The following is a 25,304-nucleotide window of genomic DNA, read 5'->3' as shown; positions in this document are numbered from 1 at the left end:
CTCACCGCAATCGCGTCACACCAGCAACGCGTTCACCCGCTTCACATACCCCGCCGGGTCTTCCGGCAATCCACCCTCGGCCAGCAGGGCCTGGTCGAACAGGATGTGGGCCAGGTCGTCGAAGTGGGCGGAGCCCTCCAGCTTCTTCACCAGGGCGTGGCCGGCGTTCACTTCCAGAATGGGCTTGATCTCCGGGGCCTGCTGGCCGGCCTGCTTGAGCAGGCGGGCCAGCTGGGTGGAGTACTCGCCGTCTTCCACCACCAGGCAGGCGGGCGAGTCGACCAGGCGCGAGGTGACGCGCACGTCGCGGGCCTTGTCCTTGAGGCTTTCGCGCAGCTTCTCCAGCACCGGCTTGAAGTGTTCGGCGGCTTCCTCGGCGGCCTTCTTTTCGGCCTCGTCCTGCAGGTCGCCCAGGTCGACGGCGCCCTTGGCCACGCTCTGCAGCGGCGTGCCGTCGAACTCGGGCAGGAAGGACAGGGCCCACTCGTCCACCCGGTCGGTCATCAGCAGGACTTCGATGCCCTTTTTGCGGAACACCTCGAGCTGCGGGCTGTGGCGGGCGGCGGCCTCGGTGTCGGCGGTAATAAAGTAGATGGCCTTCTGGCCCTCCTTCATGCGGGCCTTGTAGTCGGCCAGGGAGGTGATGCCCTCCTGGTTGCTGCTGGCAAAACGCAGCAGCTTCGCGATCTTCTCGCGGTTGGCAAAGTCCTCGCCCAGGCCTTCCTTGAGCACGGCACCGAAGGCCCGGTAGAAGCCCTCGTACTTGTCGGCGTCCTTGGCCAGATCGTCCAGCAGCGAGAGCACACGGCGGGTGTTGCCGTCGCGGATGGCCTTGACGTCGCGGCTTTCCTGCAGCAGTTCGCGGCTGACGTTGAGCGGCAGGTCGCTCGAATCCACCACGCCCTTGACCCAGCGCAGGTAGGCGGGCATGAGGCTCTCGGCCTCGTCCATGATGAACACGCGCTTGACGTACAGCTTGATGCCGGCCTTGCGGTCGCGGTTCCAGAGGTCGTGCGGGGCCTTGGCCGGGATGTAGAGCAGCTGGGTGTATTCGGTGCTGCCCTCCACCCGGTTGTGGCTCCAGGCCAGCGGCGCTTCGGTGTCGTGGCTGATGGTCTTGTAGAACTCGGTGTACTGCTCGTCGCTGATGTCCTTTTTGGCTCGGCTCCACAGGGCATTGGCCGAGTTCACGGTTTCCCACTCGTCCTTGAGCACGTACTCGCTCTTCTCGCTGTCCCACTCCTCCTTCTGCATGCGCACCGGCAGGCTGATGTGGTCGGAGTACCGGGCGATGATGGACTTGAGCTTCCAGTGGTTGAGGTATTCGGTCTTGTCCTCGCGCAGGTGCAGGATGACGCTGGTGCCGCGCGCACCGCGCTCGATGGCCTCGACCTCGAAGTCGCCGCTGCCGCCGCTGGTCCAGCGCACGCCCTCGGCCGGGCTCAGACCGGCGCGGCGGCTTTCCACCACGATGCGGTCGGCGACGATGAAGCCCGAATAGAAGCCCACGCCGAACTGCCCGATGAGCTGGCCGGTCTCCGAGGCCTGCGATTTCTGGTCGCCGCTGAGCCGGCTCATGAAATCGCGGGTGCCGCTCTTGGCAATGGTGCCCAGGTGGTCGATGGCCTCCTGCGCGCTCATGCCGATGCCGTTGTCGGTGATGGTGATGGTGCGGGCCTCGCGGTCGAAGGCCACCTGCACCTGCAGCTCGGGCGCTTCTTCCAGCCAGTCCGGGTGGGCCAGCGACTCGAAGCGCAGCTTGTCGCAGGCGTCCGAGGCGTTGGACACCAGCTCGCGCAGGAAGATGTCCGGGTTGGAGTACAGCGAGTGGGTGACGAGGTGCAGCAGCTGGGCGACTTCGGCCTGGAAGGAGTGGGTCTGTTTGCTCATGGTCGATGGGGAAGAGAAAAAGAAACCGGCCGGGAGATGGGGCCGGCCGGTCGGGGTTTCAAGGGGAGGTGTGATCGGGCTCAGAACTGCTCGTCCGGCCCCAGGTAGCGCCACTGCCCCACCGGCAGCTGGCCCAGCACCACCCGGCCGATGCGCACCCGCTTGAGGCCCACCACATGCAGGCCCACGGCCTCGCACATGCGGCGGATCTGGCGCTTCTTGCCCTCGGTCAGCACGAAGCGCAGCTGCTCCGGGTTCTGCCAGGTGACCTCGGCCGGCTTGAGGCGCTGGCCGTCCAGGCTCAGCCCGTGGCGCAGCAGGGCCAGACGCTCGCGCGGCAGCACCGACTGCACGTCCTGCGCCACCGCACCGGCGCCCTGCGGGCCGTTGGGCGCCCACTGCACCCGCACCAGGTACTCCTTCTGGATGCCGCTGTCCTCGCCGATGAGCTGGCGGGCCACGCGGCCGTCCTGGGTCAGCACCAGGATGCCGGTGGAATCGATGTCCAGGCGCCCGGCCGGCGCCAGGCCGCGCAGCTGGGCCCCGTCGAAACGGCGCGGGCTGCGGTCGTCGCGCCAGCGGTTGCGGGCCTGCACCAGGGTCACGGCGGCCTCGTGGCCGTCTTCGGGCTGGCCGCTCACGTAGCCCACCGGCTTGTGCAGGATCACCGTCACCTGGCTGCCCTGCTGCTGGCGAGCGCGCGGGTCGATGTCGATGTCCGCATCCACCCGCACCGGCTGGCCGATGACGGCCGGTGCGCCGTCCACCTTCACCCAGCCCTGCTCGATCCAGGCGTCGGCCTCGCGGCGCGAGCACAGGCCGCGCTCGGCCAGCAGCTTGTTCAGGCGCATCAGTCCGTCGGGGCGTGCGGGGGTCTGGGCCGGCGGGGCGGGCCGGGCGGCGGCGCGCACCCGGGTCGGGGCGGGCTGCAACCGCAAGGTGCCGGGTTTCGGCGGAGGGCGGGATCGGTCGGTCATCGGGCGATCATCCCAGAGATGCGCCGGGTGCCGGCGGCTCGATCTGCCCGCTGCGCAGGGCCTGCAGGTCCAGCACCTTCACGCCGCCGTACTCCACCCGGATCCAGCCCAGCCGCTCCAGGGTGGACAGGGCCTCGTTGGTGCGCTGACGCGACAGGCCCACCAGGTAGGCCAGTTCCTGCTGGGTGATGCGCAGCGAGCCGCCCACGCTGGGCGAGAGCAGCGGGTGGAACAGGGCGGCCAGGTTGCGGGCCACGCGCAGGTCGGGGTTGTTCAGGCGGTCGATCTCGCGCGCCGCAATGAACTGGCCCAGGCGTTCATTGAGCTGCAGCATGACGAAGCGGTTGAAGCCCAGCGAGTGGTCGATCAGCCAGTCGAAGGTGGCCACCGGCAGCCCCGCCACCCGGCTGCGGCGCAGGGCCTGGATGTTGTAGCGGTACTGCTCGTGCTTGAGCACCGTGCCCTCGCCGAACCAGCCGCCGGGGGCCACGCCGGTGAAGGTGATGGCCGGCCCCTGGGACTCGTCGTTGCTCATCTTGAGCAGGCCGTCCACCAGCCCGAACCAGTAGGTCACCGGCCGGCCGATGCGGCAGATGTAGTCGCCCGGCTCGGCCTCGCCCACCACCAGCGCGTCCAGGGCGCGTTCGCGCTCGGCATCGGTGAGGCGGTGCAGCCAGGGAATCTCGCGCAGCTCGTCCGGCGTGGCCTGGCGGGCCGAGTCGCGCAGCACGGCGGCGGAGCGGCGGGCGGTGAAAGCGGTCATGTCGTGCGTTCTAGGGAAAGTCCCAGGCAGGGTAGACCCGAAATTGTCGTCGGACCGACAACATGACGTCAAACACCCGCCTACCATGCGCCCACATGTCCCACGAGGGACAAATGCCGGCGTCGGCCGGCCACAGGAGACATTCGATGGAAACCACCTTCCCCCGGCTGATGCTGGAGCACGCGCAGCGCCGCCCCGACGCGCCCGCCCTGCGCGAGAAGGCCTACGGCATCTGGCAGACCACCACCTGGGCCGACCTCGCCCGGCTGGTCGAGGCGCTGGCCTGCGGCCTGCACCAGGCCGGCCTGCGGCGCGGTGAACACCTGGTGGTGATCGGCGCCAACCGGCCGCGCCTGTATGCCTCCATGCTGGCCGCCCAGTCGCTGGGCGCCATTCCGGTGCCGCTCTACCAGGACGCGGTGGCGGCCGAGTGCGTGTTCCCCATCAACAACGCCGAGGTGCGCTTCGTGGTGGTGGAAGACCAGGAACAGGTCGACAAGATGCTCGAGATCCGCGAGCAGTGCCCGCAGCTCGGCCACATCTTTTTTGACGACCCGCGCGGCCTGCGCAACTACGACGAGCCTGGCCTGCAGAGCCTGGACGCGCTGGTGGCCGCCGGCCAGGCCCATGCGGGCGAGCACCCGCAGCGCTTCGCCCAGGAGGTGGAACAAGGCCGGCCGGACGACGTGGCCGCCATGTTCTTCACCAGCGGCACCACCGGCCAGCCCAAGGGCGTGGTGCACACCCACCGCACGCTCATCGACCGGGCCGACGTCGGCGCCCGCTTCGACCGCCTGACCCCGGCCGACGAGGTGCTGGCCTACATGCCGCCGGCCTGGATCGGCCAGAACATCTTCAGCTACGCCCAGTGGCTGGTGGCGGGCTATGTGGTGAACTGCCCGGAATCCGGCGGCACGGTCACCATCGACATGAAGGAGGTCGGCCCCACCTACTACTTCGCGCCGCCCCGGGTGTTCGAGGGCCTGCTGACCAGCGTGATGATCCGCATGGAAGACGCCGGCAGCCTCAAGCGCCGCATGTTCCACCACTTCATGGACGTGGCCCGGCGCGTGGGTCCGGCCCTCATGGACGGCAAGAGCGTGGGCCTGGCCGACCGGCTGGCCTATCGGCTGGGTGACTGGCTGGTGTATGGCCCGCTGCGCAACAACCTGGGCATGAGCCGGGTGCGCGTGGCCTACACCGCCGGCGAGGCCATCGGCCCCGACCTGTTCAGCTTCTACCGCTCCATCGGCATCAACCTCAAGCAGCTCTACGGCTCCACCGAGACCGCCGTGTTCGTCTGCCTGCAGCCCGACCACGAGGCCCGCGCCGACACCGTGGGCGTGCCCTGCGAAGGCGTGGAGATCAGGCTGTCGGAGACCGGCGAGATCCTGGTGAAGTCGCCCGGCCTGCTCAAGGGCTACTACAAGAACCCCAAGGCCACCGAGGAAGTGCTCACCGCCGACGGCTGGTACCACACCAGCGATGCCGGCTTCATCGACGCCTCGGGCCACCTGAAGATCATCGACCGCGTCAAGGACGTCGGCCGGCTCATGGGCGGCCCGTTCGACGGCGCCATGTTCGCGCCCAAGTACGTGGAGAACAAGCTCAAGTTCTTCTCGTTCATCAAGGAGGCGGTGGCCTTCGGCGACAAGCGCGAGAAGGTCTGCGTCATGGTCAACATCGACTTCGACGCCGTGGGCAACTGGGCCGAGCGCCGCAACCTGAGCTACGCCGGCTACACCGACCTGGCCCAGAAGCCCGAGGTGTACGAGCTCATCCGCGACTGCGTGGAGAAGGTCAATGCCGACCTCTCGCGCGACGAGCTGCTGGCCGGCAGCCAGATCAGCCGCTTCCTGGTGCTGCACAAGGAGCTCGACGCCGACGACGGCGAGCTCACCCGCACCAACAAGGTCCGCCGCGGCTTCATCGGCGACCGCTACGGCGTGCTGGTGGACGCCCTCTACGGCGGCAAGAGCGAGCAGTACATCGAAACCCAGGTGAAGTTCGAGGACGGCCGCACCGGCAGCGTGAGCGCCACGCTCAAGCTGGCCGACGCCAAGACCTTCGCTCCCGTCAAGGCCGCAGCCTGAGTAGCCCCATGACCCAGAAAAAGATCGGCGACGTCATCCTCGACGTCAAGAACATCAGCCTGCGGTTCGGCGGCGTCAAGGCGCTGACCGACATCAGCTTCAATGTGCGCGAGCACGAGGTGCGGGCCATCATCGGCCCCAACGGCGCCGGCAAGAGCTCCATGCTCAACTGCATCAACGGCGTCTACACCCCGCAGGAAGGCTCCATCACCTTCCGGGGCCAGACCTTCAAGCACATGAACAGCCGGCAGGTGGCCGAAATGGGCATTGCCCGCACCTTCCAGAACCTGGCGCTGTTCAAGGGCATGAGCGTGATCGACAACCTGATGAGCGGGCGCAACCTGCGCATCAGGAGCGGCCTGCTGGCCCAGGCCTTCCGCAACCCGTTCGGCATCGGAGGGGCACAGAAGGAAGAGGAAGAGCACCGCGCCTTCGTCGAACGCATCATCGATTTCCTGGAGATCCAGGCCTACCGCAAGACACCGGTGGGCACCCTGCCCTACGGCCTGCAGAAGCGGGTCGACCTGGGCCGTGCTCTGGCCATGGAGCCGCAGATGCTGCTGCTCGACGAGCCCATGGCCGGCATGAACCTGGAGGAGAAGCAGGACATGAGCCGCTTCATCCTGGACGTGAACGACGAGTTCGGCACCACCATCGTGCTGATCGAGCACGACATGGGCGTGGTCATGGACATCTCCGACCGCGTGGTGGTGCTCGACTACGGCAAGAAGATCGGCGACGGCACCCCCGACGAGGTGCGCAACAACGAGGAGGTGATCAGCGCCTACCTCGGCACTTCCCACTGAAGCCGGAGACCCACGACATGGCTTTCTTTCTTGAAGCACTCATCGGCGGCCTGATGGCCGGCATGCTGTATTCCCTGGTGGCCCTGGGCTTCGTGCTCATCTTCAAGGCCTCGGGGGTGTTCAACTTCGCGCAGGGCGCCATGGTGCTGTTCGCAGCCCTGGCCATGGCGCGCTTCTCCGAATGGGTGCCCGGCTGGCTGGGGCTGGAGAACAAGCTGCTGGGCAACATCATTGCCTTCGTTCTGGCGGCCGCCCTCATGGCGGTGCTGGCCTGGTGCATCGAGCGCTTCGTGCTGCGCCACCTGGTCAACCAGGAAGGCGTGACCCTGCTCATGGCCACGCTGGGCATCACCTACTTCCTCGATGGCCTGGGCCAGACCATCTTCGGCTCGGATATCTACCAGATCGATGTCGGCATGCCCAAGGACCCGGTGTTCCTGTTCGATTCGGTGTTCGAAGGCGGCATCCTGATCAACCTGGAGGACGTGTACGCCGCCTGCGTGGCCGCGCTGCTGGTCGCCGTGCTCTCGCTGTTCTTCCAGAAGACCTCCACCGGCCGCGCGCTGCGCGCCGTGGCCGACGACCACCAGGCCGCGCAATCCATCGGCATCCCGCTCAACCGCATCTGGGTGATCGTGTGGTTCGTGGCCGGCATCACCGCACTGGTGGCCGGCATCATCTGGGGCTCCAAGCTGGGCGTTCAGTTCTCGCTGACCACCGTGGCCCTGCGCGCGCTGCCGGTGATCATCCTGGGCGGCCTCACCTCGGTGCCGGGCGCCATCATCGGCGGCCTGATCATCGGCGTGGGCGAGAAGCTCTCCGAGGTGTACCTCGGCCCCTATGTGGGCGGCGGCATCGAGATCTGGTTCGCCTATGTGCTGGCCCTGGTGTTCCTGCTGTTCCGGCCGCAGGGTCTGTTCGGCGAAAAGATCATCGATCGCGTGTAAGGAGACCAGAACATGTTCTATCGCGAAAACGGTCAGTTCAAGACCTCCTACCGCACCGACCAGCAGATCTTCCCGATCGCGCAGGACCGCTGGGTCATCCTGGCCCTCATCGCCTTTGCCTTCGTCGGCGTGCCGCTGCTGGTCGACGAATACATGTTCCGGGCCATCCTGATCCCGTTCCTGATCCTGTCGCTGGCGGCCATCGGGGTGAACATCCTGGTGGGCTACTGCGGCCAGATCTCGCTGGGCTCGGGCGCCTTCATGGCGGTGGGCGCCTACATGGCCTACAACACCTATGTGCGCATCGAGGGCATGCCGCTGATCGTGGCGCTGCTCTCGGGCGGCTTCTTCGCCACGCTGGTGGGCATGTTCTTCGGCATCCCCAGCCTGCGGGTCAAGGGCCTGTACCTGGCGGTGGCCACGCTGGCCGCGCAGTTCTTCTGCGACTGGGCCTTCCTGCGCATCGGCTGGTTCACCAACAACGCCTCCTCGGGCTCGGTCTCGGTGTCCAACCTGTCGGTGCTGGGCTGGACCATCAACACCCCGCACGAGAAGTACCTGTTCTGCCTGGGCTTCGTGGTGGTGTTCGCCCTGCTGGCCAAGAACCTGGTGCGATCGGCCATCGGCCGCGAGTGGATGGCCATCCGCGACATGGATGTGGCGGCCTCGGTCATCGGCATCCGGCCCATGTACGCCAAGCTCAGCGCCTTTGCGGTCAGCAGCTTCATAATCGGTGTGGCCGGCGGCCTGTGGGGCTTCGTGCACCTGGGTTCGTGGGAGCCGGCGGCCTTCTCCATCGACCGCTCGTTCCAGCTGCTGTTCATGGTGATCATCGGCGGCATGGGTTCCATCATGGGCAGCTTCTTCGGCGCGGCCTTCATCGTGGTGCTGCCCATCTTCCTGAACCAGTTCCTGCCGGCCCTGGGCGATCTGGTGGGCGTGACCATCTCCACCGCCGCGGTCTCGCACACCGAATTCATGATCTTCGGGGCGCTGATCGTGTGGTTCCTGATCGTGGAGCCGCACGGCCTGGCCAAGCTGTGGAGCACCGCCAAGCAGAAGCTGCGCCTCTGGCCCTTCCCCCACTGATCCCCTGCCGTTCCGTTTTTTGTGTGAGTGACGACCCTTCCTATAGGAGACAAGCGATGAAAGTGCACAACCTGGTTCTGTCCGTCTCGGTGGCTTGCGCCGCCTTGTCGGCCACCCTGATCCCCGCCACTGCCACGGCGCAGGCCAAGGAGCAGTTCTTCCCGGCGCTGGTGTACCGCACCGGCCCGTATGCGCCCAACGGCGTGCCCTTCGCCAACGGCTATGTGGACTACCTCAAGCTCACCAACGCACGCGGCGGCATCAACGGCGTGAAGGTCAGCTGGGAAGAGTGCGAGACCGGCTACGCCACCGACCGTGGCGTGGAATGCTATGAGCGCCTGAAAGGCAAGAACGGTGGCGCCACCGTGTTCCAGCCGCTGTCCACCGGCATCACCTTCGCCCTGACCGAGAAGGCCCCGATCGACAAGATCCCGCTGATCACCGCCGGCTACGGCCGCAGCGAGTCGGCCGACGGCGGCGTGTTCAAGTGGAACTTCCCCCTGGCCGGCACCTACTGGCAGGCCGCCGACGTGATCATCCAGCACATCGGCAAGAAGGAAGGCGGCCTGAACAACCTCAAGGGCAAGAAGATCGCCCTGGTCTACCACGACAGCCCGTTCGGCAAGGAAGCCATCCCGCCGCTGCAGGAACGCGCCGCCATGCACGGCTACCAGCTGAGCCTGCTGCCGGTGCCGCACCCCGGTGTGGAACAGAAGGCCACCTGGCTGCAGATCCGCCGCGACCGCCCGGACTACGTCATCAACTGGGGCTGGGGCGTCATGAACTCCACCCTGCTCAAGGAAGCCCAGGCCACCGGCTACCCGCGCGAGAAGATCTACGGCGTGTGGTGGGCCGGTGCCGAACCCGATGTGAAGGACATCGGCCAGGGCGCCAAGGGCTACAACGCCATCACCATGCAGCACGGCACCGAGAAAGGCTCGGACATCGCCAAGGAAATCATCGCCAAGCTGCACGACAAGGGCCAGGGCACCGGTCCGAAGGACGAAGTGGGTGAAGTGCTCTACATGCGCGGCCTGATCAGCGCCATGTTCGCCGTCGAAGGCGTGCGGGCCGCCCAGGAGCGCTTCGGCAAGGGCAAGGTCATGACCGGCGAGCAGGCCCGCTGGGGTTACGAGAACCTCAACCTGACGCAGGCCAAGCTCGATGCCCTGGGCTTCAAGAACGTGCTGCGTCCGGTCTCCACCAGCTGCCAGGACCACGTGGGCGCCAACTGGGCCCGCATCCACACCTGGGACGGCGCCAAGTGGGTCTTCAGCAGCGACTGGCTGCAGGCCGACGAGCAGATCATCAAGCCGATGGTCAAGGCTGCGGCCGACAAGTACGCGGCTGAAAAGAAGATCACCCGCCGCACCGGCCAGGACTGCCAGAGCTGATCCACCCCCGCGCGCTTCGCTTGCCCCCTCAAGGGGGCGCTGCCGACGGACCGGCTGAGCCGGATCCGTGGCAGCCCTGGGGCTCGTCCCCAGGTACTCGAGGCGACATCGGTCAGGGCGGCGCGCTGCCCTGATCCATGGTTCTCAAGGAATGTTCATGAGCACAACGCAACCCGTCATCCACGTCAACGGCATCGAGGTCATCTACAACCACGTGATCCTGGTGCTCAAGGGCGTCTCGCTCACCGTGGCACAGGGGCAGATCGCGGCCATCCTGGGCGGCAACGGGGCCGGCAAGACCACCACGCTGCGCGCCATCTCCAACCTGCTCAAGGCCGAGCGCGGCGAAGTCACCAAGGGCAGCGTGGAGCTGCGCGGCGAACGCATCGAGCACCTCACGCCGGCCGATCTGGTGCAGCGCGGCGTGGTGCAGGTCATGGAGGGCCGACACTGCTTCGCCCACCTGAGCATCGAGGACAACCTCATGACCGGCAGCTACACCCGCAAGGACAAGGCGGAAGTGGCGCGCAACCTGGAGAAGGTCTACACCTACTTCCCGCGCCTGAAGACCCGCCGCACCAGCCAGGCGGCCTACACCTCCGGCGGCGAGCAGCAGATGTGCGCCATCGGCCGGGCGCTGATGGCCAACCCCAGCGTGGTGCTGCTGGACGAGCCGTCCATGGGCCTGGCGCCGCAGATCGTGGAAGAGGTGTTCGAGATCGTGAAGGACCTCAACCAGAAGGAAGGCGTGACCTTCCTGCTGGCCGAGCAGAACACCAACATGGCGCTCAAGTACGCCGACTACGGCTACATCATGGAGAGCGGCCGCATCGTCATGGACGGAGCCGCTGCCGACCTGCGCAACAACGAGGACGTCAAGGAGTTCTACCTTGGCATGGGCGGGGGCGAGCGCAAGTCGTTCAAGGACGTCAAGAGCTACAAGCGCCGCAAGCGCTGGCTGGCCTGACACCCCCACTTCTCACCGGGACACATCCATGAGCGAATTCTTCGACGGGCTCGAGACCCGCAGCGCCGACCAGCGCGACGCCGAACAGATGGCCGCCCTGGCCCGCCAGGTGGCCCATGCCCAGGCGCACAGCGCCGCCTTCGGCGAGATCCTTCGGGGCGTGGACGCTGCCGCCGTGACCAGCCGGGCCGCACTGGCCAGGCTGCCGGTCACCCGCAAGAGCGAGCTGCTGGAACGCCAGAAGGCCCAGCGGTCCACCGACGCCTTCGGCGGCTTTGCCGCCGTGGTGCGCGGCCCGAAGATGCAGCGCATCTTTGCCTCCCCCGGCCCCATCTACGAACCCGAAGGCACGGCGCGCGACTACTGGCGCACCGGGCGTGCGCTGTTCGCGGCCGGCTTCCGCAGCGGGCATCTGGTGCACAACGCCTTCAGCTACCACATGACCCCGGGCGCCTTCATCCTGGAGGCCGGTGCGCTGGCCGTGGGTTGCACCGTGTTCCCGGCCGGCACCGGCCAGACCGAGCAGCAGCTGCAGGCGATGGTCGAGTTGCGGCCCGACGCCTACACCGGCACGCCGAGCTTCCTGCGCATCCTGCTGGAGAAGGCGGTGGAGACCGGCACCGACATCCGCAGCCTGCAGCGTGCCTCGGTGGGCGGCGAAGCCTGCCCGCCCAGCCTGACTGCCTGGTTCCGCGAGCAGGGCGTCGAAGTGTTCCAGACCTATGCCACCGCCGACCTCGGCCTGGTGGCCTACGAGACCGCCTCGCGCCAGGGCCTGGTGCTCGACGAGGGCGTGATCGTGGAGATCGTGCGGCCCGGCACCGGCGACCCGGTGCCCGAAGGCGAGGTGGGCGAGCTGGTGGTGACCACCCTCAACCCGGACTACCCCCTGATCCGCTTCGGCACCGGCGATCTGTCCGCCGTGCTGCCCGGCAGCTGCCCCACCGGCCGCACCGCCCCGCGCATCAAGGGCTGGATGGGCCGGGCCGACCAGACCACCAAGGTGCGCGGCATGTTCGTGCACCCGGGCCAGGTGGCCGACGTGGCGCGCCGCTTCCCCGAGGTGGGCCGCGCCCGTCTGGTGGTCAGCGGCGAGATGGCCAACGACCGCATGTGCCTGCGGGTGGAGACGGCCGGCGGCAGCGACGGCCTGCGCAGCGCCATCGAAGCCGCCGTGCGCGACGTCACCAAGCTGCGCGCCGACGTGGAGCTGGTGGCGCCGGGCAGCCTGCCCAACGACGGCAAGGTGATCGAGGACGCCCGCAGCTACCAGTGAGGGCCTGCCGGGGCACGCCGGGCTCGGGGTTTTCCAGCACCCATGCCCGGAAAGACCCCACGCTACGTGTTTCCCGCGATACGGGGGAGGGTCGGGCCGAACTACCATCCGCGCTCCTCACCCCCATCCTGCGGAGACAGCACATGAAAAAACTCCTCGCCCTGGCCCTGACGGCCGCCGTCTCGGTCGGCGCACAGGCCCAGGCCTACCCCAACAAGCCGATCACCTTCGTGGTGCCCTTTGCCGCCGGTGGCCCGACCGACCTGGTGGCCCGCCAGCTGGCCGAAGCCATGCGCAAGCCCCTGGGCGGCGCCAACATCGTGGTGGAGAACGCAGCCGGTGCCGGCGGCACCATCGCCGGCACCAAGGTGGCCCGCGCCACCCCGGACGGCTACACCCTGCTGGTCTGGCACATCGGCATGGCCGCCACCACCAGCCTGTACCGCAAGCAGCAGTTCAAGCCCATGGAGGACTTCGAGTTCCTGGGCATGATCAACGATGTGCCCATGACCCTGCTGGGCAAGCCGCAGCTGCCGGCCAACACCTACCGTGACTTCGAGGCCTACATCCGCGCCAACGGCGGCAAGCTCAACCTGGCCCACGCCGGCCTGGGTTCGGCATCGCACCTGTGCGGCCTGATGTGGCAGTCGGCCGTGAAGCTGGACAAGTCCATGACCACCATCGCCTACCGCGGCACCGGCCCGGCCATGAACGACCTCATCGGCGGCCAGGTCGACGTGATGTGCGACCAGACCACCAACACCACCGCCCAGATCGAGGGCGGCCGGGTGAAGGCCTTTGCCGTGACCACCGCCAAGCCGCTGTCCAAGCACAAGCTGCTCAAGGACTACCCCACCCTGCAGGAAATGGGTCTGAAGGACTTCAACCTGACCATCTGGCACGGCCTGTACGCCCCCAAGGGCACCCCGCCGGAGATCACCAAGAAGCTCAATGACGCCCTGAAGGTGGCCCTGAAGGACCCCGAGTTCATCAAGAAGCAGGAAGACCTGGGTGCCCTGGTGGTGACCGACAACCGCGTCACCCCGGAAGGCCACAAGGCCTTCGTGGGCGACCAGGTGAAGAAGCTCAAGGCCGTCATCGACGCCGCCGGGCAGTTCGCCGACTGACCTGCGCCATGCGCTGACGACCGCACAGGCCGCCCCATGGGGCGGCCTTTTTTCTTTGACCACAACAACAGGAGACAAGGCATGACACACCCCACTTCCCTCGATCGGCGCCGCGCCCTTGGCGCCATCGGTGCGCTCGGTCTGAGCACCACCCTGCCGGCCTGGGCACAAGGCGCCTGGCCCGGCGGCAAGCCGGTGCGCATCGTGGTTCCGTTTGCCCCTGGCGGCACCACCGACATCCTGGCCCGGGTGATCGCGCCCGAACTGAGCAAGGCCTTCGGCCAGAGCTTCGTGGTGGACAACCGGGCCGGTGCGGGCGGCAACATCGGGGCCGAGATCGTGGCCAAGGCCCCGGCCGACGGCCACACCCTGCTCATGGGCACGGTGGGCACCCACGGCATCAACAAGGCCCTGTACGCGAAGCTGCCCTACGACCCGCAGAAGGACTTTGCACCGGTCACGCTGGTCGCCGGCGTGCCCAACGTGATGGTGATGAACACCCAGCGCGCCAAGGCCCTGGGCATCAACAACGTGGCCGACTTCGTGCGCTACGCCAAGGCGAATCCGGGCAAGCTCAACATGGCCTCCAGCGGCAACGGCACCTCCATCCATCTGGCGGGCGAGCTGTTCAAGTCGCGCAACGGCATCTTCATGACGCACATCCCCTACCGGGGCTCCGGACCGGCCATGACCGACATGCTGGCCGGCGCCATGGACGTGATGTTCGACAACCTGCCGTCGGCCATGCCGCACATCCAGGCCGGCAACCTCAAGGCGTTTGCAGTGACCAGCGCGGTCCGGTCGGCCGCTCTGCCGGACGTGCCCACCGTGGCCGAGGCCGGCAACCTGCCGGGCTTCGAGGCCAGTTCGTGGTTCGGGCTGCTGGCACCGGCCGGCACGCCACCCGACATCGTGAGCCGGCTGCAGCAGGAAACCGCCAAGGCACTGAACAGCCCGGCGGTGAAGGAGCGGCTGCTGGCCCAAGGCGCCATTCCGGGCGGCAACACGCCGGCGGAGTTTGCCAGCCTGATCGATGCCGAGATCACCAAGTGGGCGGCGGTGGTGAAGGTCTCCGGCGCCCGGGTGGACTGAGACCCGACCGGGTCGAAAAAAACGGGGTGGTACAGCAGGCACCGGGCCTGTTGCACCACCCCGCCCAATGGAGCGGTCCGCCGATCCGCTCCGGGACTTGACCCCCTGCCCGACGGGAGCGACGGTCCGGCTGTTGCCACCCGGGCCGCCCACCCCCATCGGTCAGGCGGAGCGGATTGTGGTGATGTCCTTGTGGGAAGTCTTCACCGATTCCTGTTCATTCCATGCCCTCAGCGCACCTCGAGCACGGCGGCCGGCGCGGTGAGCGTGTCGAAGGGCTTGCCCGGGCCGGGCACCTCGGTCCAGTCCAGGCGCCCCCGCTCGCACAGCTGCGTCACGGGCCAGTACAGGGTGCCCGCCTGGTCGGGCATTGAAGCCACCACCACGAACTCGTCGTAATGGGCCGATGCCAGGGCGTCGTCGGGCGTGCGGGCGGTCCAGCGGATGCGGGTGGCGTCCTCGGTGACGGTGCGGCCGTGGCTCTGGTAGGGCTGGGCCAGCGGCTCGCGCAGCACCTCCAGCTTCCAGCCCGGCTTGGGCATGGGGCGTGCACCGCGCACCCCGGGCGGCAGGGTCACGTCCACCACCACGGTGGGCGAGCCGCTGCAGCCGTGGGTCACCTTCAGCACCGCCTTGTAGCGGGCCCCCGGGGCGGCCTGCGGCTGTTCCAGGGTCACATGGGCCAGGGCGCCGGCACTGGCGAAGGCCATGGCAGCGCAGAACGGAATGTGGCGAAGTTTCATCATGGTGGTGCTCACAGGCTGGTCTTGAATTCGAGGTGGAAGGTGCGCTGCGGGTACGGGTGGAAGGCCCAGTACTGGTAGTTGTTCAGGTTGTCGATGCCGAAGGCCAGGGTGCTCTTGGGCGAGACATTGTAAGTGACCCGCAGATCGGTGGTGAAGTAGCGGCTGGAAGCGAAATAGGCAAAGCCGTTGATGTCGCTGTTGTCCAAGGTGCTGAACTGCTCGCCGCTGTAACGCGCGCCGAAGGTGTAGCTCCAGCGGTCGTCCGGCCGCCAGGTGACCGCTCCGGTGGCACGCCATTCGGGCACCCGGATCTGGCGCTTGCCCACGCTGGCCGGGAACTTGTCGTTGCGCTGGACCCTGGAGTCGGCCCAGGTGACGCTGCCCAGCAGGTCGATGCCGCGCGTGAACACATCGTTGGCCTGGTAGGCCACTTCCAGGCCCTGGGTGTTGATGCGGTCCACGTTCTGGATGGTCGCGGTGGTGATGCCGGACAGCACGTTGACCTGCGAATACAGGGCGTCCTGGGTGCGCTCGAAGAAGCCGGTGAAGCGCAGCAGGCCGTTGCCCAGGTCGCGCTCGGCCATCAGCTCGGTGGTCCAGGATTTTTCCGGTCGCAGGTTGGGGTCGTTCAGGGTGGCCTGGCCCAGGTTGTTCACACCACCCTGGTAGAGCTCGCTGACCGTGGGCACGCGGATGGCGCGGCCGGTCGAGGCCTTGAGCACCCACTGCGGTGCCGCCTGCCACGACAGTGCGGCCTTGGGCGAGAAGTAGTTCTCGGACCGCTCGGCATAGGCCACCGAGGCGTTGCCGGCGATGCGGAAACCCTTGTCGGTCTGCCAGTTCTCCAGTCGCCCGCCCAGCACGGCCTTCCAGTCCTTGGCCAGGCGCCAGGTGTCCTGGGCCCAGAGGCTGGTCAGGGTGCTGTCGCCACCGAAGGCGGCGGTCAGCGCGCCCGGTGCGCCGGTGATCCAGTTGCTGGTGGCGTTGTCGCGGGTGCGCAGGGTGTGGTGGTCGCGCTGCACGCCCATGTCGACGATGTGCGTGCCGCCGATGCCCTGCGGACGCCAGGTGCCGCGCAGGTCCAGCGTGGTCCAGCCGGTGCCCTCGCTGTCCACGATGGTGCCGGCGCCGCCGGTGAAGGCGCCCGGCAACACGGTGGTGTTGCGGCGCAGCTCGTCGGTGGCGTAGTCGTACTGGCTGACCGAGGCGGCCCAGTCCCAGGTGCCCTGGGTCCGGGTCTTGAGGGTGAAGCCATGCATCACATGCGTGATGTCCTCGCGGGTCTGGCCGAACAGCGGCGTGGCACCGTTGAGGTTGAAGCTGCGCCCGGCGATGTTGACCGTGCCGCTGTACACCGGGTTGCCGGCGGCATCCCGCAGGTAGGTGGCCGCCCGGCCATCGGCACGGTTGTTCCACAGGCCCAGGGTGTACTGCGCCTTGAGGGTGCTGCTGATGTCGTAGGCCAGCTTGAGCTTGAAGACGTTCTGGGTGGTGGTGTATTCGGTACCGGTGCCCAGCAGGTACCAGGGCTGGTTGGTGCGGTCCAGGTCCAGCACGGCACCTGTCACCGGCGTGCCGGTGTTGCCCACCGCGCCCTGGGCCAGGGTGCGGGTGGCAAAGGTCAGCGGCTGGCCTTCGCTGCGGGTCTGGGTCAGACTGAAGAACCACGACCAGTCGCCGGCCTTGTTGCCGGCTGAGGCGCCGATCTGGCAGCCGTTGTAGGTCTCGTCGGTGTTGTAGAGCTTGAACGGCTGGTGCTGGAAGCTGACCTTGCCGTGGGCCTCGAAGGTCTGGGGCATGCGGGTGACATAGTCCACCACCGCACCCACCGAGTTGCCCGGGTAGGCGGCCGAGAACGGGCCGTACAGCACATCGACCCGGTCGATTTCCTCGGGCGCCACCAGCATCCAGCGCGGGGCGTTGGTGGGGCCGTTGCCCAGGTAATTGGACAGCAGGATGCCGTCGGCAAACACCATGGAGCGGGCCGGGTTGCCGGTGCCGGAGGCGCGCGTGGACAGCACCGCGTGGTTGTAGTCGCCGATGTAGCGCTTGCGCACCAGCAGGCTGGGCAGGTACTTCAGCGCATCCTGGCTGTCGGTGGCGTTGATGCTGCGGCCGATCTGCTCGGCAGTCACCCCTTCGATGGTGGTGGGGATCTGGGTGGGCAGCGAGGTGGGCTGGCCACCGGTGATGGTGACGGTGCCCAGCTCGCGCTGGGGGGCTTCGGTCTGGGCCTGGATGGCGGCCGACGCGAGCGAACAGGCGGCCGCGATGGCGGCCCGCCGGACGGGAACGGACATGAAAGTCTCCTGACGGACGAATGAGGACAGGCCCGCCGGCGTGGACTCACGCAGCGGGCCGGGAGCCCCCTTGCAGGGGGCGTTCGTCAGACGGAGATGGGGGGCCTCGGGCGGGCGGCGGCGCGGCCGCCTGCTGGGGCTGGTGCGGGCCGTCGCCAGGGTCGGCCACGCTGCGGCGGGCCACCGGCAGCGGCGGCTCGACCGGGGTCGGGGGTTCGGGCAGCCAGGCCGCGCACAGGGAGCATTCGCCCATGGCCATGGGCGTCTCGCCGCCCGGGGGCTCGTCCAGCGAGACATAACGCAGCTGCCCGGATGGCGAGCAGACCAGCGTGGCGCTGGCCGGATGCACGATCGCGCCCAGCAGCGACAGCGCCAGCGACAGGAAGAAGCTGGCGAGCACCCCGCGGGCGACGAACCGCTTCAGACGCCCCACACGATCTCCACGCCCGCCTGCTGGCAACGCTGCAGCATCTCGATGAAGGGCACGCTGCGCATGCGCAGGCTGACCGCATCGAAGTGCGGTGGCGGTTCGCCCCGGGCGGCCGCCTCCTCGGTCAGGCGCTGGAGTTCGGCTTCCTCGGCCGCGATGGCCTGCCGGATGGCGTCGATGGCGCCGGGCATCTGCTCGGGCAGCACGATGCCGGGGCCTGACGGGTCCTTGCCCAGGATCTCCAGCAGGCGCTTGCCGTGCTCGGAGGTCATGACCAGATCGCCGGTCTCGCGGGACTTGAAACGGTAGAGGGCCATGGCGTGCTTCGGGTCAAAACCGGATTCTGACACCGTGTGCCATCCGGGAATACCCGATTGGATCTGAATTATTCAGGTCTAAACTAAATTCCCATGAACCCACGCACCACCCCCCCGGCCGGACTGCAGCGCATCCTGTGCATCGGCGGCGGCCCCGCCGGCCTGTACTTCGCGCTGCTCATGAAACGCCGCCACCCGGCGCTGGAGGTCACGGTGGTGGAGCGCAACCGGCCTTTCGACACCTTCGGCTGGGGCGTGGTGTTCTCGGACGCCACCCTGGTCAACCTGCGGCGGGCCGACCCCGAGAGCGCCCGGCTGATCGGCGACGCCTTCAACCACTGGGACGACATCGAGGTCTTCTTCAAGGGCCGCAGCGTGCGCAGCGGTGGCCACGGCTTCTGCGGCATCGGCCGCAAGCGGCTGCTCAACATCCTGCAGGACCGCTGCCTGGCGCTGGGGGTGAAGCTGGTGTTCGAGACCGACGTGACCGACGACCAGGCCCTGGCCGAACAGTACCGGGCCGACCTGGTGATCGCCAGCGACGGCCTGAACAGCCGCATCCGCACCCGCTACGCCGACACCTTCCAGCCCGACATCGACACCCGCCAGTGCCGCTTCGTGTGGCTGGGCACCAAAAAGACCTTCGACGCCTTCACCTTCGCCTTCGAACAGACCGAGCACGGCTGGTTTCAGGCCCATGCCTACAAGTTCGACGCCGACACCTCGACCTTCATCGTCGAGACACCGGAATCGGTCTGGAAGGCGCACGGGCTGGACACCATGGAGCAGGCCGAGGCGATCGCGTTCTGCGAGCGCCTGTTCGCCCGCCACCTCGATGGCCATGCGCTGCTGAGCAATGCGTCGCACCTGCGCGGCTCGGCCATCTGGATACGGTTTCCCCGTGTCATCTGCCAGAACTGGATTCACCAGGACGGCGTGCAGGCCCCCATCGTGCTCATGGGCGATGCAGCCCACACCGCCCATTTCTCGATCGGCAGCGGCACCAAGCTGGCGCTGGAAGACGCCATCGACCTGGCCGACACCTTCGACGCCGAGGCCGGCCACGATCTGACCACCGCGCTGCAGGCCTACCAGGCCCGGCGCAGCGTGGAGGTGCTCAAGATCCAGAACGCCGCGCGCAACTCCACCGAATGGTTCGAGCATGTCGACCGCTACACCGGCATGGAGATCGAGCAGTTCGCCTACTCGCTGCTCACCCGCAGCCAGCGCATCAGCCACGAGAACCTGCGCCTGCGCGACGTCGCCTGGCTGGAGGGCTACGAGCGTTACCTGGAGCGCCAGGTCCGCCCGGATGCCCCGGCCCGCTCCCGCCCCACGCCGCCCATGCTGCTGCCCTTGACCGTGCGCGGCGTGACACTGAAGAACCGCATCGTGGTCTCGCCCATGGCGCAGTACATGGCGCAGGACGGCGTGGTGGGCGACTGGCACCTGGTGCACCTGGGTGCGCGGGCCACCGGCGGCGCCGGACTGGTGATGGTGGAGATGACCAGCCCCACGCCCGAGGGCCGCATCACCCCCGGCTGCCCCGGCCTGTGGAACGACGCCCAGCGCGATGCACTCCAGCGCGTGGTGGACTTCGCCCACACCCACGGGCAGACGCACATCGGCATCCAGATCGGCCACAGCGGCCCCAAGGGCTCCACCCGCGTGGGCTGGGAAGGCACCGACGAGCCGCTGCCCGAGAACAACTGGCCGCTGGTGTCGGCCAGCGCCGTGCCCTACGGCGAGCAGAACCAGACGCCGCGCGCCCTGACCCGCGCCGACATGGATGCGCTCACCGCCGCCTTCGTGGCCGCCACCCGGCGTGCTGCGGATGCCGGCTTCGACTGGCTGGAGCTGCACTGCGCCCACGGCTACCTGCTCTCGGCCTTCATCTGCCCGCTCACCAACCGGCGCACCGACGATTACGGCGGCTCGCTGGAGAACCGCTGCCGCTGGCCGCTGGAGGTGTTTGCCGCCATGCGGGCCGTGTGGCCGGCCCACCGGCCCATGAGCGTGCGCATCTCGGCGCACGACTGGGCCCCCGGCGGCAACACGCCGGACGACGCGGTGGCCATGGCGCGGCTGTTCAAGGCCGCCGGCTGTGACGTGATCGACGTGTCGTCCGGCCAGACCACGCGGGCCGCCCGGCCGGTGTACGGCCGCATGTACCAGACGCCGTTCGCCGACCGGGTGCGCAACGAGGCCGGCATCCTGACCATGGCGGTGGGCGCCATCAGCGAGGCCGACCATGCCAACAGCATCATCGCCGCCGGCCGGGCCGACCTGTGCGCCGTGGCCCGCCCGCACCTGGCCGACCCGGCCTGGACGCTGCACCAGGCCGCGAAGCTGCAGACCCGTGCCATCGCCTGGCCTCGCCCCTACGAGAGCGGGCGCGACCAGCTCTACCGCGAAATCGCGCGCGAACAGGCCATGAGCGGTGCTGCGGCCGTGCCGCCCGAGGAGGCCGCATGAGCACCACCCGCCCCGAGCCCGCCGTGCTCGACCTCGAAGCCCGTGCCCACAGCGAGCACGCGCGCGAGCTGCGGCTGTGGCTGCGCCTGCTGGCCTGCTCGCAGCTGATCGAGAAACGGGTGCGCGCCGGCCTGCGCGAGCAGTTCGACACCACCCTGCCCCGCTTCGACCTGATGGCCCAGCTCGAACGCCATCCCGAGGGCCTGAAGATGAAGGAGCTCTCCCACCGGCTCATGGTCACCGGCGGCAACGTGACCGGCATCACCGACCAGCTGGTGGCCGAAGGGCTGGTGGAACGCGTGGGCGTGGACGGCGACCGCCGCGCCTTCCGGGTGCGCCTCACGCCCCAGGGCCAGGCCGCCTTTGCGGCCATGGCCGAGCAGCACGAGCAGTGGATCGTGGAAGCCTTTGCCGACCTCCCGGCCCGCGACGTGGACCAGCTGCACCGGCTGCTGGGCCGGCTCAAGCAGAGCCAGATCGAGATCAACCGCCGGCTGCAGACCGACGAACTGGAATGAGCATGAAACACCCCATCCCCGACCACAACCCCATGCGCGGCCAGTACGGGCCGGCACCGGCACGGCCGCAGCACTTCGCCCTGAGCCTGCAGGACGGCGTGGCCACGCTCAGCCTGAACCGGCCCGAGCGCAAGAACCCGCTGACCTTCGACTCGTATGCCGAGCTGCGCGACTGGTTCCTGGCGCTGCCGAAATCCACCGACGTGCGTGCCGTGGTGCTGACCGGGGCCGGCGGCAACTTCTGTTCGGGCGGCGACGTGCACGAGATCATCGGCCCCCTCACCCGCATGACCATGCCCGAGCTGCTGGCCTTCACCCGCATGACCGGCGCCCTGGTGGCGGCCATGCGGGCCTGCCCGCAGCCCATCGTCGCGGCCATCGACGGCGTGTGCGCCGGGGCCGGCGCCATGATGGCCCTGGCCAGCGACCTGCGCCTGGGCACACCGGCCACCAGCACCGCCTTCCTGTTCACCCGGGTGGGCCTGGCCGGCGCCGACATGGGCGCCTGTGCCCTGCTGCCGCGCATGATCGGCCAGGGCCGCGCCAGCGAGCTGCTGCTGACCGGCCGCAGCATGACGGCGCAGGAGGGCCACGCCTGGGGCTTCTTCAATGCCCTGCACGAGAGCGCCGAGCTGCTGGCCGCTGCGCAGAAGCTGGCGGCCTCGCTGGCCCAGGGCCCGACCTTCGCGCACGGCATGACCAAAACCATGCTGCACCAGGAATGGGCCATGACGCTGGACCAGGCCATCGAGGCCGAGGCCCAGGCCCAGGCCATCTGCATGCAGACGCAGGACTTCCGCCGCGCCTACGAGGCGTTCGCGGCGAAGCAGCGACCGGTCTTCGAGGGCGACTGATGAACACCCCGCCGCTGCGTCCCGCGCAGGACCACCTCGACCTGCCCTTCTTCGACGACCACCACCGCAGACTGGCGGCCGAGCTGCAGGCCTGGGCGGCCGAGCAGCGGGTGGACGAGAGCGACGACCGCGCCGCCTGCCGCGAATGGGTGCGCCGCCTGGGCGATGCCGGCTGGCTGCGCTGGTGCGTGCCGGCCGCACACGGCGGCGCGCTGGAGAAGCTCGATTCGCGCGCCCTGGTCATCCTGCGCGAGACCCTGGCCTTCCACTCGCCCCTGGCCGACTTTGCCTTTGCCATGCAGGGCCTGGGCAGCGGCGCCATCACGCTGGCCGGCACGCCGGGGCAGCAGGCTCAGTACCTGCCGGCGGTGGCCAGGGGGCACAAGATCGCGGCCTTTGCGCTCAGCGAACCCGAAGCCGGTTCGGACGTGGCCTCCATGGGCACCCGGGCCACGGCAAAGGCGGATGCCTGGCAGCTCGACGGCACCAAGACCTGGATCAGCAACGGCGGCATGGCCGATTTCTATGTGACGTTCGCGCGCACCCGCAGCGACGGCGGCGCGCGCGGCATCAGCGCCTTCATCGTCGACGCCGACCGGCCCGGGCTGGACGCCAGCGAGCACATCCATGTGATGGCCCCTCATCCGCTGGCCACGCTGCGGTTCGATGGCTGCCGGCTGCCGGGCGATGCCCTGCTGGGCGAGGTGGACGGCGGCTTCAAGCTCGCCATGCAGACGCTCGACATCTTCCGGCCTTCGGTGGCGGCCGCCGCGCTCGGCATGGCCCGGCGTGCCATGGCCGAGGCCGTGGCCCATGCCAAGAGCCGCCACATGTTCGGCCAGACCCTGGCCGACTTCCAGCTCACCCAGGTGAAGCTGGGCGAAATGTCGGCCCTGCTGGATGCGGCCACGCTGCTCACCTGCCGTGCCGCCTGGCAACGCGACTGCAGCCCGACCCGCGGCGCGGGCACGCCGGCCTACACCGCCGCTGCCGCATCGGCCAAGCTCACGGCCACCGAAAACGCGCAGAAGGTGATCGACATGGCGCTGCAGATGTTCGGCGGGCGCGGCGTGCAGGTGGGCAACCCGGTGGAACACCTCTACCGCGACATCCGGTCGCTGCGCATCTACGAAGGCGCCAGCGAGGTGCAACTGCTCATCCTGGGAAAGGCCGCACTGCGATGACCCCTGCCGACACCTCGGTCCAGACCGACCGCTTCGTGCACGACCGGCTGCCACCGCGCGCAGCCTGGCCACAGCAGCCCCACGACACGCCCGAGCTGCAGGCCCTGCCGCGGCAGGTGAACCTGGTGGCCGCCCTGTTCGAGCGGGCCCGCGCGGCAGGACACGCCGATCGCCCCTTCCTGCGCAGCGACGCCCGCACCCTCACCTACGCCCAGGCGCACGACGAGGTGCAGCGCCTGGCCGCCGCCCTGGTGCGGGCGCACGGCCTGGTGCCGGGCCAGCGGGTGCTGCTGCGCGGGGGCAATTCGGTGGCCATGGCCCTGGCCTGGCTGGCCGTCGTGCATGCCGGTCTGGTGGCGGTGGCCACCATGCCGCTGCTGCGCGCGCAGGAGCTGGGGGCCATCATCGACAAGGCCCGACCCGCGCTGCTGCTGTGCGACGCCGCGCTGGTGGCCGAGCTGGAGCCGGTGCGGGGCGCCTTGCCCCTGGTGCGGTTCAACACCACGGACACCGACGGCATGGAAGCCCTGGCAGCGCGGCAGGTGCTGCGCGCCAAGCCCTGCCCCACGTCGGGCGACGATGTCGCCCTGCTGGCCTTCACCTCCGGCACCACCGGCACGCCCAAGGCCGCCGTGCACACCCACCGCGAGGTGCTGGCCGCCTGCGAATGCTGGCCGCGCCACGTGCTGCGCGCCACCCCGGACGATGTGGTCATGGGCTCACCGCCGCTGGCCTTCACCTTCGGCCTGGGCGGTCTGCTCATCTTCCCCATGTGGGCCGGCTGCTCGGTGTATTTCCCGGCGATCGGCTACACGCCCGAGGCCATGGTGAAGCTCATGATCGAACAGGGCGCGACCATCTGCTACACCGCGCCCACCTTCTACCGGCAGATGGCGCCGTTCGCCCGCACGCTGGGCGTGGGCCGGCTGCGCATCAGCGTGAGCGCCGGTGAAGGACTGCCCGACGCCACCCGCCAGCTCTGGAAGGAGGCCAGCGGGCTGGAGATGCTGGATGGCATCGGGGCCACCGAAATGTTCCACATCTTCATCTCGTCGCCGCCCGAATCGGTGCGCCGGGGTGCGGTGGGGCAGGTGGTGCCCGGCTACCGCGCGCGCATCGTCGACGAGCAGGGCCATGAACTGCCCGATGGCCAGGTGGGCCGGCTGGCGGTGATCGGCCCCACCGGCTGCCGCTACCTGGACGACGCCCGCCAGGGCCAGTATGTGCAGCACGGCTGGAACTTCCCCGGCGACGCCTTCGTGCGCGACGCCGACGGCTACTTCTTCTACCAGGCGCGCACCGACGACATGATCATCACCGCCGGCTACAACGTGGCCGGCCCCGAGGTGGAAGCGACCCTGCTGCAGCACCCGGCGGTGGCCGAATGCGGCGTGGTGGGCCGGCCCGACGAGGAGCGCGGCCAGATCGTGCTGGCCTTCGTGGTGCTGCACCCCGGCCATGCCGGCGATGCCGCGCTGGTCAAGGCCCTGCAGGACCATGTGAAGCACACGCTGGCCCCCTACAAGTACCCGCGCGAGGTGGTGTTCACCGACCGCCTGCCCCGCACCGGCACCGGCAAGCTGCAGCGCTTTGCGCTGCGCCAGCTGGCCGTTGCCCGAACCCTGCCCGAGACACCGAAAGCCACCCCATGAAGCACCTGCAACCGCCCGGATGGGCCACCCCCAAGGGCTATGCCAACGGCATCGCGGCACGCGGCACGCTGGTGTTCGTGGGCGGCCAGATCGGCTGGAACGCCCAGCAGCAGTTCGAGAGCGACGACTTCATCGACCAGACCCGCCAGGCGCTGCAGAACGTGCACGACGTGCTGGCCTGCGCCGGCGCCGGGCCCCAGGACATGGTGCGCATGACCTGGTACATCACCGACCGGGTGGAATACAACGCCCGCCTGCGTGAACTGGGCGAGGCCTACCGCAGCGTCATGGGCCGGCACTTTCCGGCCATGACCTGCGTGGAGGTGAGCGCGCTGGTGGAGGAACGAGCCCGGGTGGAGATCGAGGTCACCGCCGTGGTGCCCGATCAGACCTGAACGGGTGCCGCG

General features: G+C 68.7%; 22 protein-coding genes. 15 read left to right on the top strand and 7 right to left on the bottom strand.

Annotated elements, in window-relative coordinates; all coding sequences use genetic code 11:
- Nucleotides 1-15 precede the first annotated feature (15 nt).
- The 3 genes from htpG to CAP38_RS14980 all read right to left on the bottom strand — a co-directional run bounded on the left by htpG (nt 16) and on the right by CAP38_RS14980 (nt 3,630).
- Nucleotides 16-1,890: a molecular chaperone HtpG gene (htpG, locus tag CAP38_RS14990; RefSeq protein ID WP_086122240.1), complete on the bottom strand. Its 1,875-nt coding sequence runs from the start codon at nt 1,888-1,890 to the stop codon at nt 16-18.
- Between the two features lie 80 nt (nt 1,891-1,970).
- Entirely contained in the window at nt 1,971-2,867 is an 897-nt protein-coding gene (locus tag CAP38_RS14985) for a pseudouridine synthase (protein WP_086122239.1), read from the bottom strand.
- Nucleotides 2,868-2,874: 7 nt separating this feature from the next.
- Nucleotides 2,875-3,630 (bottom strand): Crp/Fnr family transcriptional regulator, encoded by a 756-nt coding sequence (locus CAP38_RS14980; RefSeq protein ID WP_086122238.1) that lies wholly within the window; start codon nt 3,628-3,630, stop codon nt 2,875-2,877.
- A gap of 146 nt (nt 3,631-3,776) precedes the next feature.
- Between CAP38_RS14980 and CAP38_RS14975 the strand changes: the two genes are divergently transcribed.
- The 9 genes from CAP38_RS14975 (at nt 3,777) to CAP38_RS14935 (ending at nt 14,421) form a co-directional block, all read left to right on the top strand.
- Nucleotides 3,777-5,723 (top strand): long-chain fatty acid--CoA ligase, encoded by a 1,947-nt coding sequence (locus tag CAP38_RS14975; RefSeq protein ID WP_086122237.1) that lies wholly within the window; start codon nt 3,777-3,779, stop codon nt 5,721-5,723.
- A gap of 8 nt (nt 5,724-5,731) precedes the next feature.
- The gene (locus CAP38_RS14970; RefSeq protein WP_086122236.1) at nt 5,732-6,529 is read left to right on the top strand and encodes an ABC transporter ATP-binding protein; all 798 of its coding nucleotides are present in this window, start codon (nt 5,732-5,734) and stop codon (nt 6,527-6,529) included.
- Between the two features lie 17 nt (nt 6,530-6,546).
- Complete coding sequence (locus tag CAP38_RS14965; RefSeq protein ID WP_086122235.1) at nt 6,547-7,476, top strand: branched-chain amino acid ABC transporter permease; 930 nt, start codon at nt 6,547-6,549, stop codon at nt 7,474-7,476.
- Between the two features lie 12 nt (nt 7,477-7,488).
- Entirely contained in the window at nt 7,489-8,565 is a 1,077-nt protein-coding gene (locus CAP38_RS14960; protein ID WP_086122234.1) for a branched-chain amino acid ABC transporter permease, read from the top strand.
- 56 nt (nt 8,566-8,621) lie between these two features.
- On the top strand, nt 8,622-9,959 hold the full coding sequence (locus CAP38_RS14955; RefSeq protein ID WP_086122233.1) for an ABC transporter substrate-binding protein: 1,338 nt from the start codon (nt 8,622-8,624) through the stop codon (nt 9,957-9,959).
- A gap of 157 nt (nt 9,960-10,116) precedes the next feature.
- Complete coding sequence (locus CAP38_RS14950; protein WP_086122264.1) at nt 10,117-10,926, top strand: ABC transporter ATP-binding protein; 810 nt, start codon at nt 10,117-10,119, stop codon at nt 10,924-10,926.
- A gap of 28 nt (nt 10,927-10,954) precedes the next feature.
- Nucleotides 10,955-12,202 (top strand): phenylacetate--CoA ligase family protein, encoded by a 1,248-nt coding sequence (locus tag CAP38_RS14945; RefSeq protein WP_086122232.1) that lies wholly within the window; start codon nt 10,955-10,957, stop codon nt 12,200-12,202.
- Between the two features lie 143 nt (nt 12,203-12,345).
- Nucleotides 12,346-13,329, top strand: a complete 984-nt coding sequence (locus CAP38_RS14940) for a tripartite tricarboxylate transporter substrate-binding protein (protein ID WP_086122231.1) — start codon at nt 12,346-12,348, stop codon at nt 13,327-13,329.
- Nucleotides 13,330-13,410: 81 nt separating this feature from the next.
- A complete protein-coding gene (locus CAP38_RS14935) occupies nt 13,411-14,421 on the top strand; it encodes a tripartite tricarboxylate transporter substrate binding protein (RefSeq protein WP_086122230.1) in 1,011 nt (336 codons plus the stop codon).
- Between the two features lie 230 nt (nt 14,422-14,651).
- Here the strand turns inward: CAP38_RS14935 and CAP38_RS14930 are convergent, their stop codons facing one another.
- The 4 genes from CAP38_RS14930 to CAP38_RS14915 are packed head-to-tail and all read right to left on the bottom strand — an operon-like array spanning nt 14,652 to nt 18,214.
- Nucleotides 14,652-15,164 carry a YcnI family protein gene (locus CAP38_RS14930; protein ID WP_086122263.1) on the bottom strand — a complete coding sequence of 171 codons (513 nt, stop codon included), beginning with the start codon at nt 15,162-15,164 and terminating at the stop codon, nt 14,652-14,654.
- Between the two features lie 11 nt (nt 15,165-15,175).
- Entirely contained in the window at nt 15,176-17,467 is a 2,292-nt protein-coding gene (locus CAP38_RS14925) for a TonB-dependent receptor (RefSeq protein WP_086122229.1), read from the bottom strand.
- 46 nt (nt 17,468-17,513) lie between these two features.
- On the bottom strand, nt 17,514-17,900 hold the full coding sequence (locus CAP38_RS14920; RefSeq protein ID WP_086122228.1) for a hypothetical protein: 387 nt from the start codon (nt 17,898-17,900) through the stop codon (nt 17,514-17,516).
- Nucleotides 17,888-18,214 carry a DUF1840 domain-containing protein gene (locus CAP38_RS14915; protein ID WP_086122227.1) on the bottom strand — a complete coding sequence of 109 codons (327 nt, stop codon included), beginning with the start codon at nt 18,212-18,214 and terminating at the stop codon, nt 17,888-17,890. The genes CAP38_RS14920 and CAP38_RS14915 overlap by 13 nt, the downstream gene beginning before the upstream one ends.
- A 93-nt stretch (nt 18,215-18,307) precedes the next feature.
- On the opposite strand from CAP38_RS14915, the gene CAP38_RS14910 reads away from it, so the two are divergent.
- From CAP38_RS14910 to CAP38_RS14885, 6 genes are read left to right on the top strand one after another with little or no spacing between them, the layout of a single operon-like run.
- Complete coding sequence (locus CAP38_RS14910) at nt 18,308-20,689, top strand: bifunctional salicylyl-CoA 5-hydroxylase/oxidoreductase (protein ID WP_086122226.1); 2,382 nt, start codon at nt 18,308-18,310, stop codon at nt 20,687-20,689.
- The gene (locus tag CAP38_RS14905; protein WP_086122225.1) at nt 20,686-21,207 is read left to right on the top strand and encodes a MarR family winged helix-turn-helix transcriptional regulator; all 522 of its coding nucleotides are present in this window, start codon (nt 20,686-20,688) and stop codon (nt 21,205-21,207) included. Before CAP38_RS14910 ends, CAP38_RS14905 begins: the two co-directional genes overlap by 4 nt.
- Nucleotides 21,208-21,209: 2 nt before the next feature.
- Nucleotides 21,210-22,061, top strand: coding sequence for an enoyl-CoA hydratase family protein (locus tag CAP38_RS14900; protein ID WP_086122224.1), 852 nt, complete (start codon nt 21,210-21,212; stop codon nt 22,059-22,061).
- Nucleotides 22,061-23,245, top strand: a complete 1,185-nt coding sequence (locus CAP38_RS14895) for an acyl-CoA dehydrogenase family protein (RefSeq protein ID WP_086122223.1) — start codon at nt 22,061-22,063, stop codon at nt 23,243-23,245. The genes CAP38_RS14900 and CAP38_RS14895 overlap by 1 nt, the downstream gene beginning before the upstream one ends.
- Nucleotides 23,242-24,897, top strand: coding sequence for an AMP-binding protein (locus CAP38_RS14890; RefSeq protein WP_086122222.1), 1,656 nt, complete (start codon nt 23,242-23,244; stop codon nt 24,895-24,897). Before CAP38_RS14895 ends, CAP38_RS14890 begins: the two co-directional genes overlap by 4 nt.
- A complete protein-coding gene (locus CAP38_RS14885) occupies nt 24,894-25,292 on the top strand; it encodes a RidA family protein (protein ID WP_086122221.1) in 399 nt (132 codons plus the stop codon). The genes CAP38_RS14890 and CAP38_RS14885 overlap by 4 nt, the downstream gene beginning before the upstream one ends.
- The last annotated feature ends 12 nt before the right edge of the window (nt 25,293-25,304 follow it).

The organism is Hydrogenophaga sp. IBVHS2, assembly GCF_002127215.1.
In the GTDB taxonomy this organism is placed as follows: Bacteria; Pseudomonadota; Gammaproteobacteria; order Burkholderiales; family Burkholderiaceae_C; genus Hydrogenophaga.
Note: the sequence above shows the minus strand (reverse complement) of the source record. Positions and strands in the feature narration are given on the sequence as shown.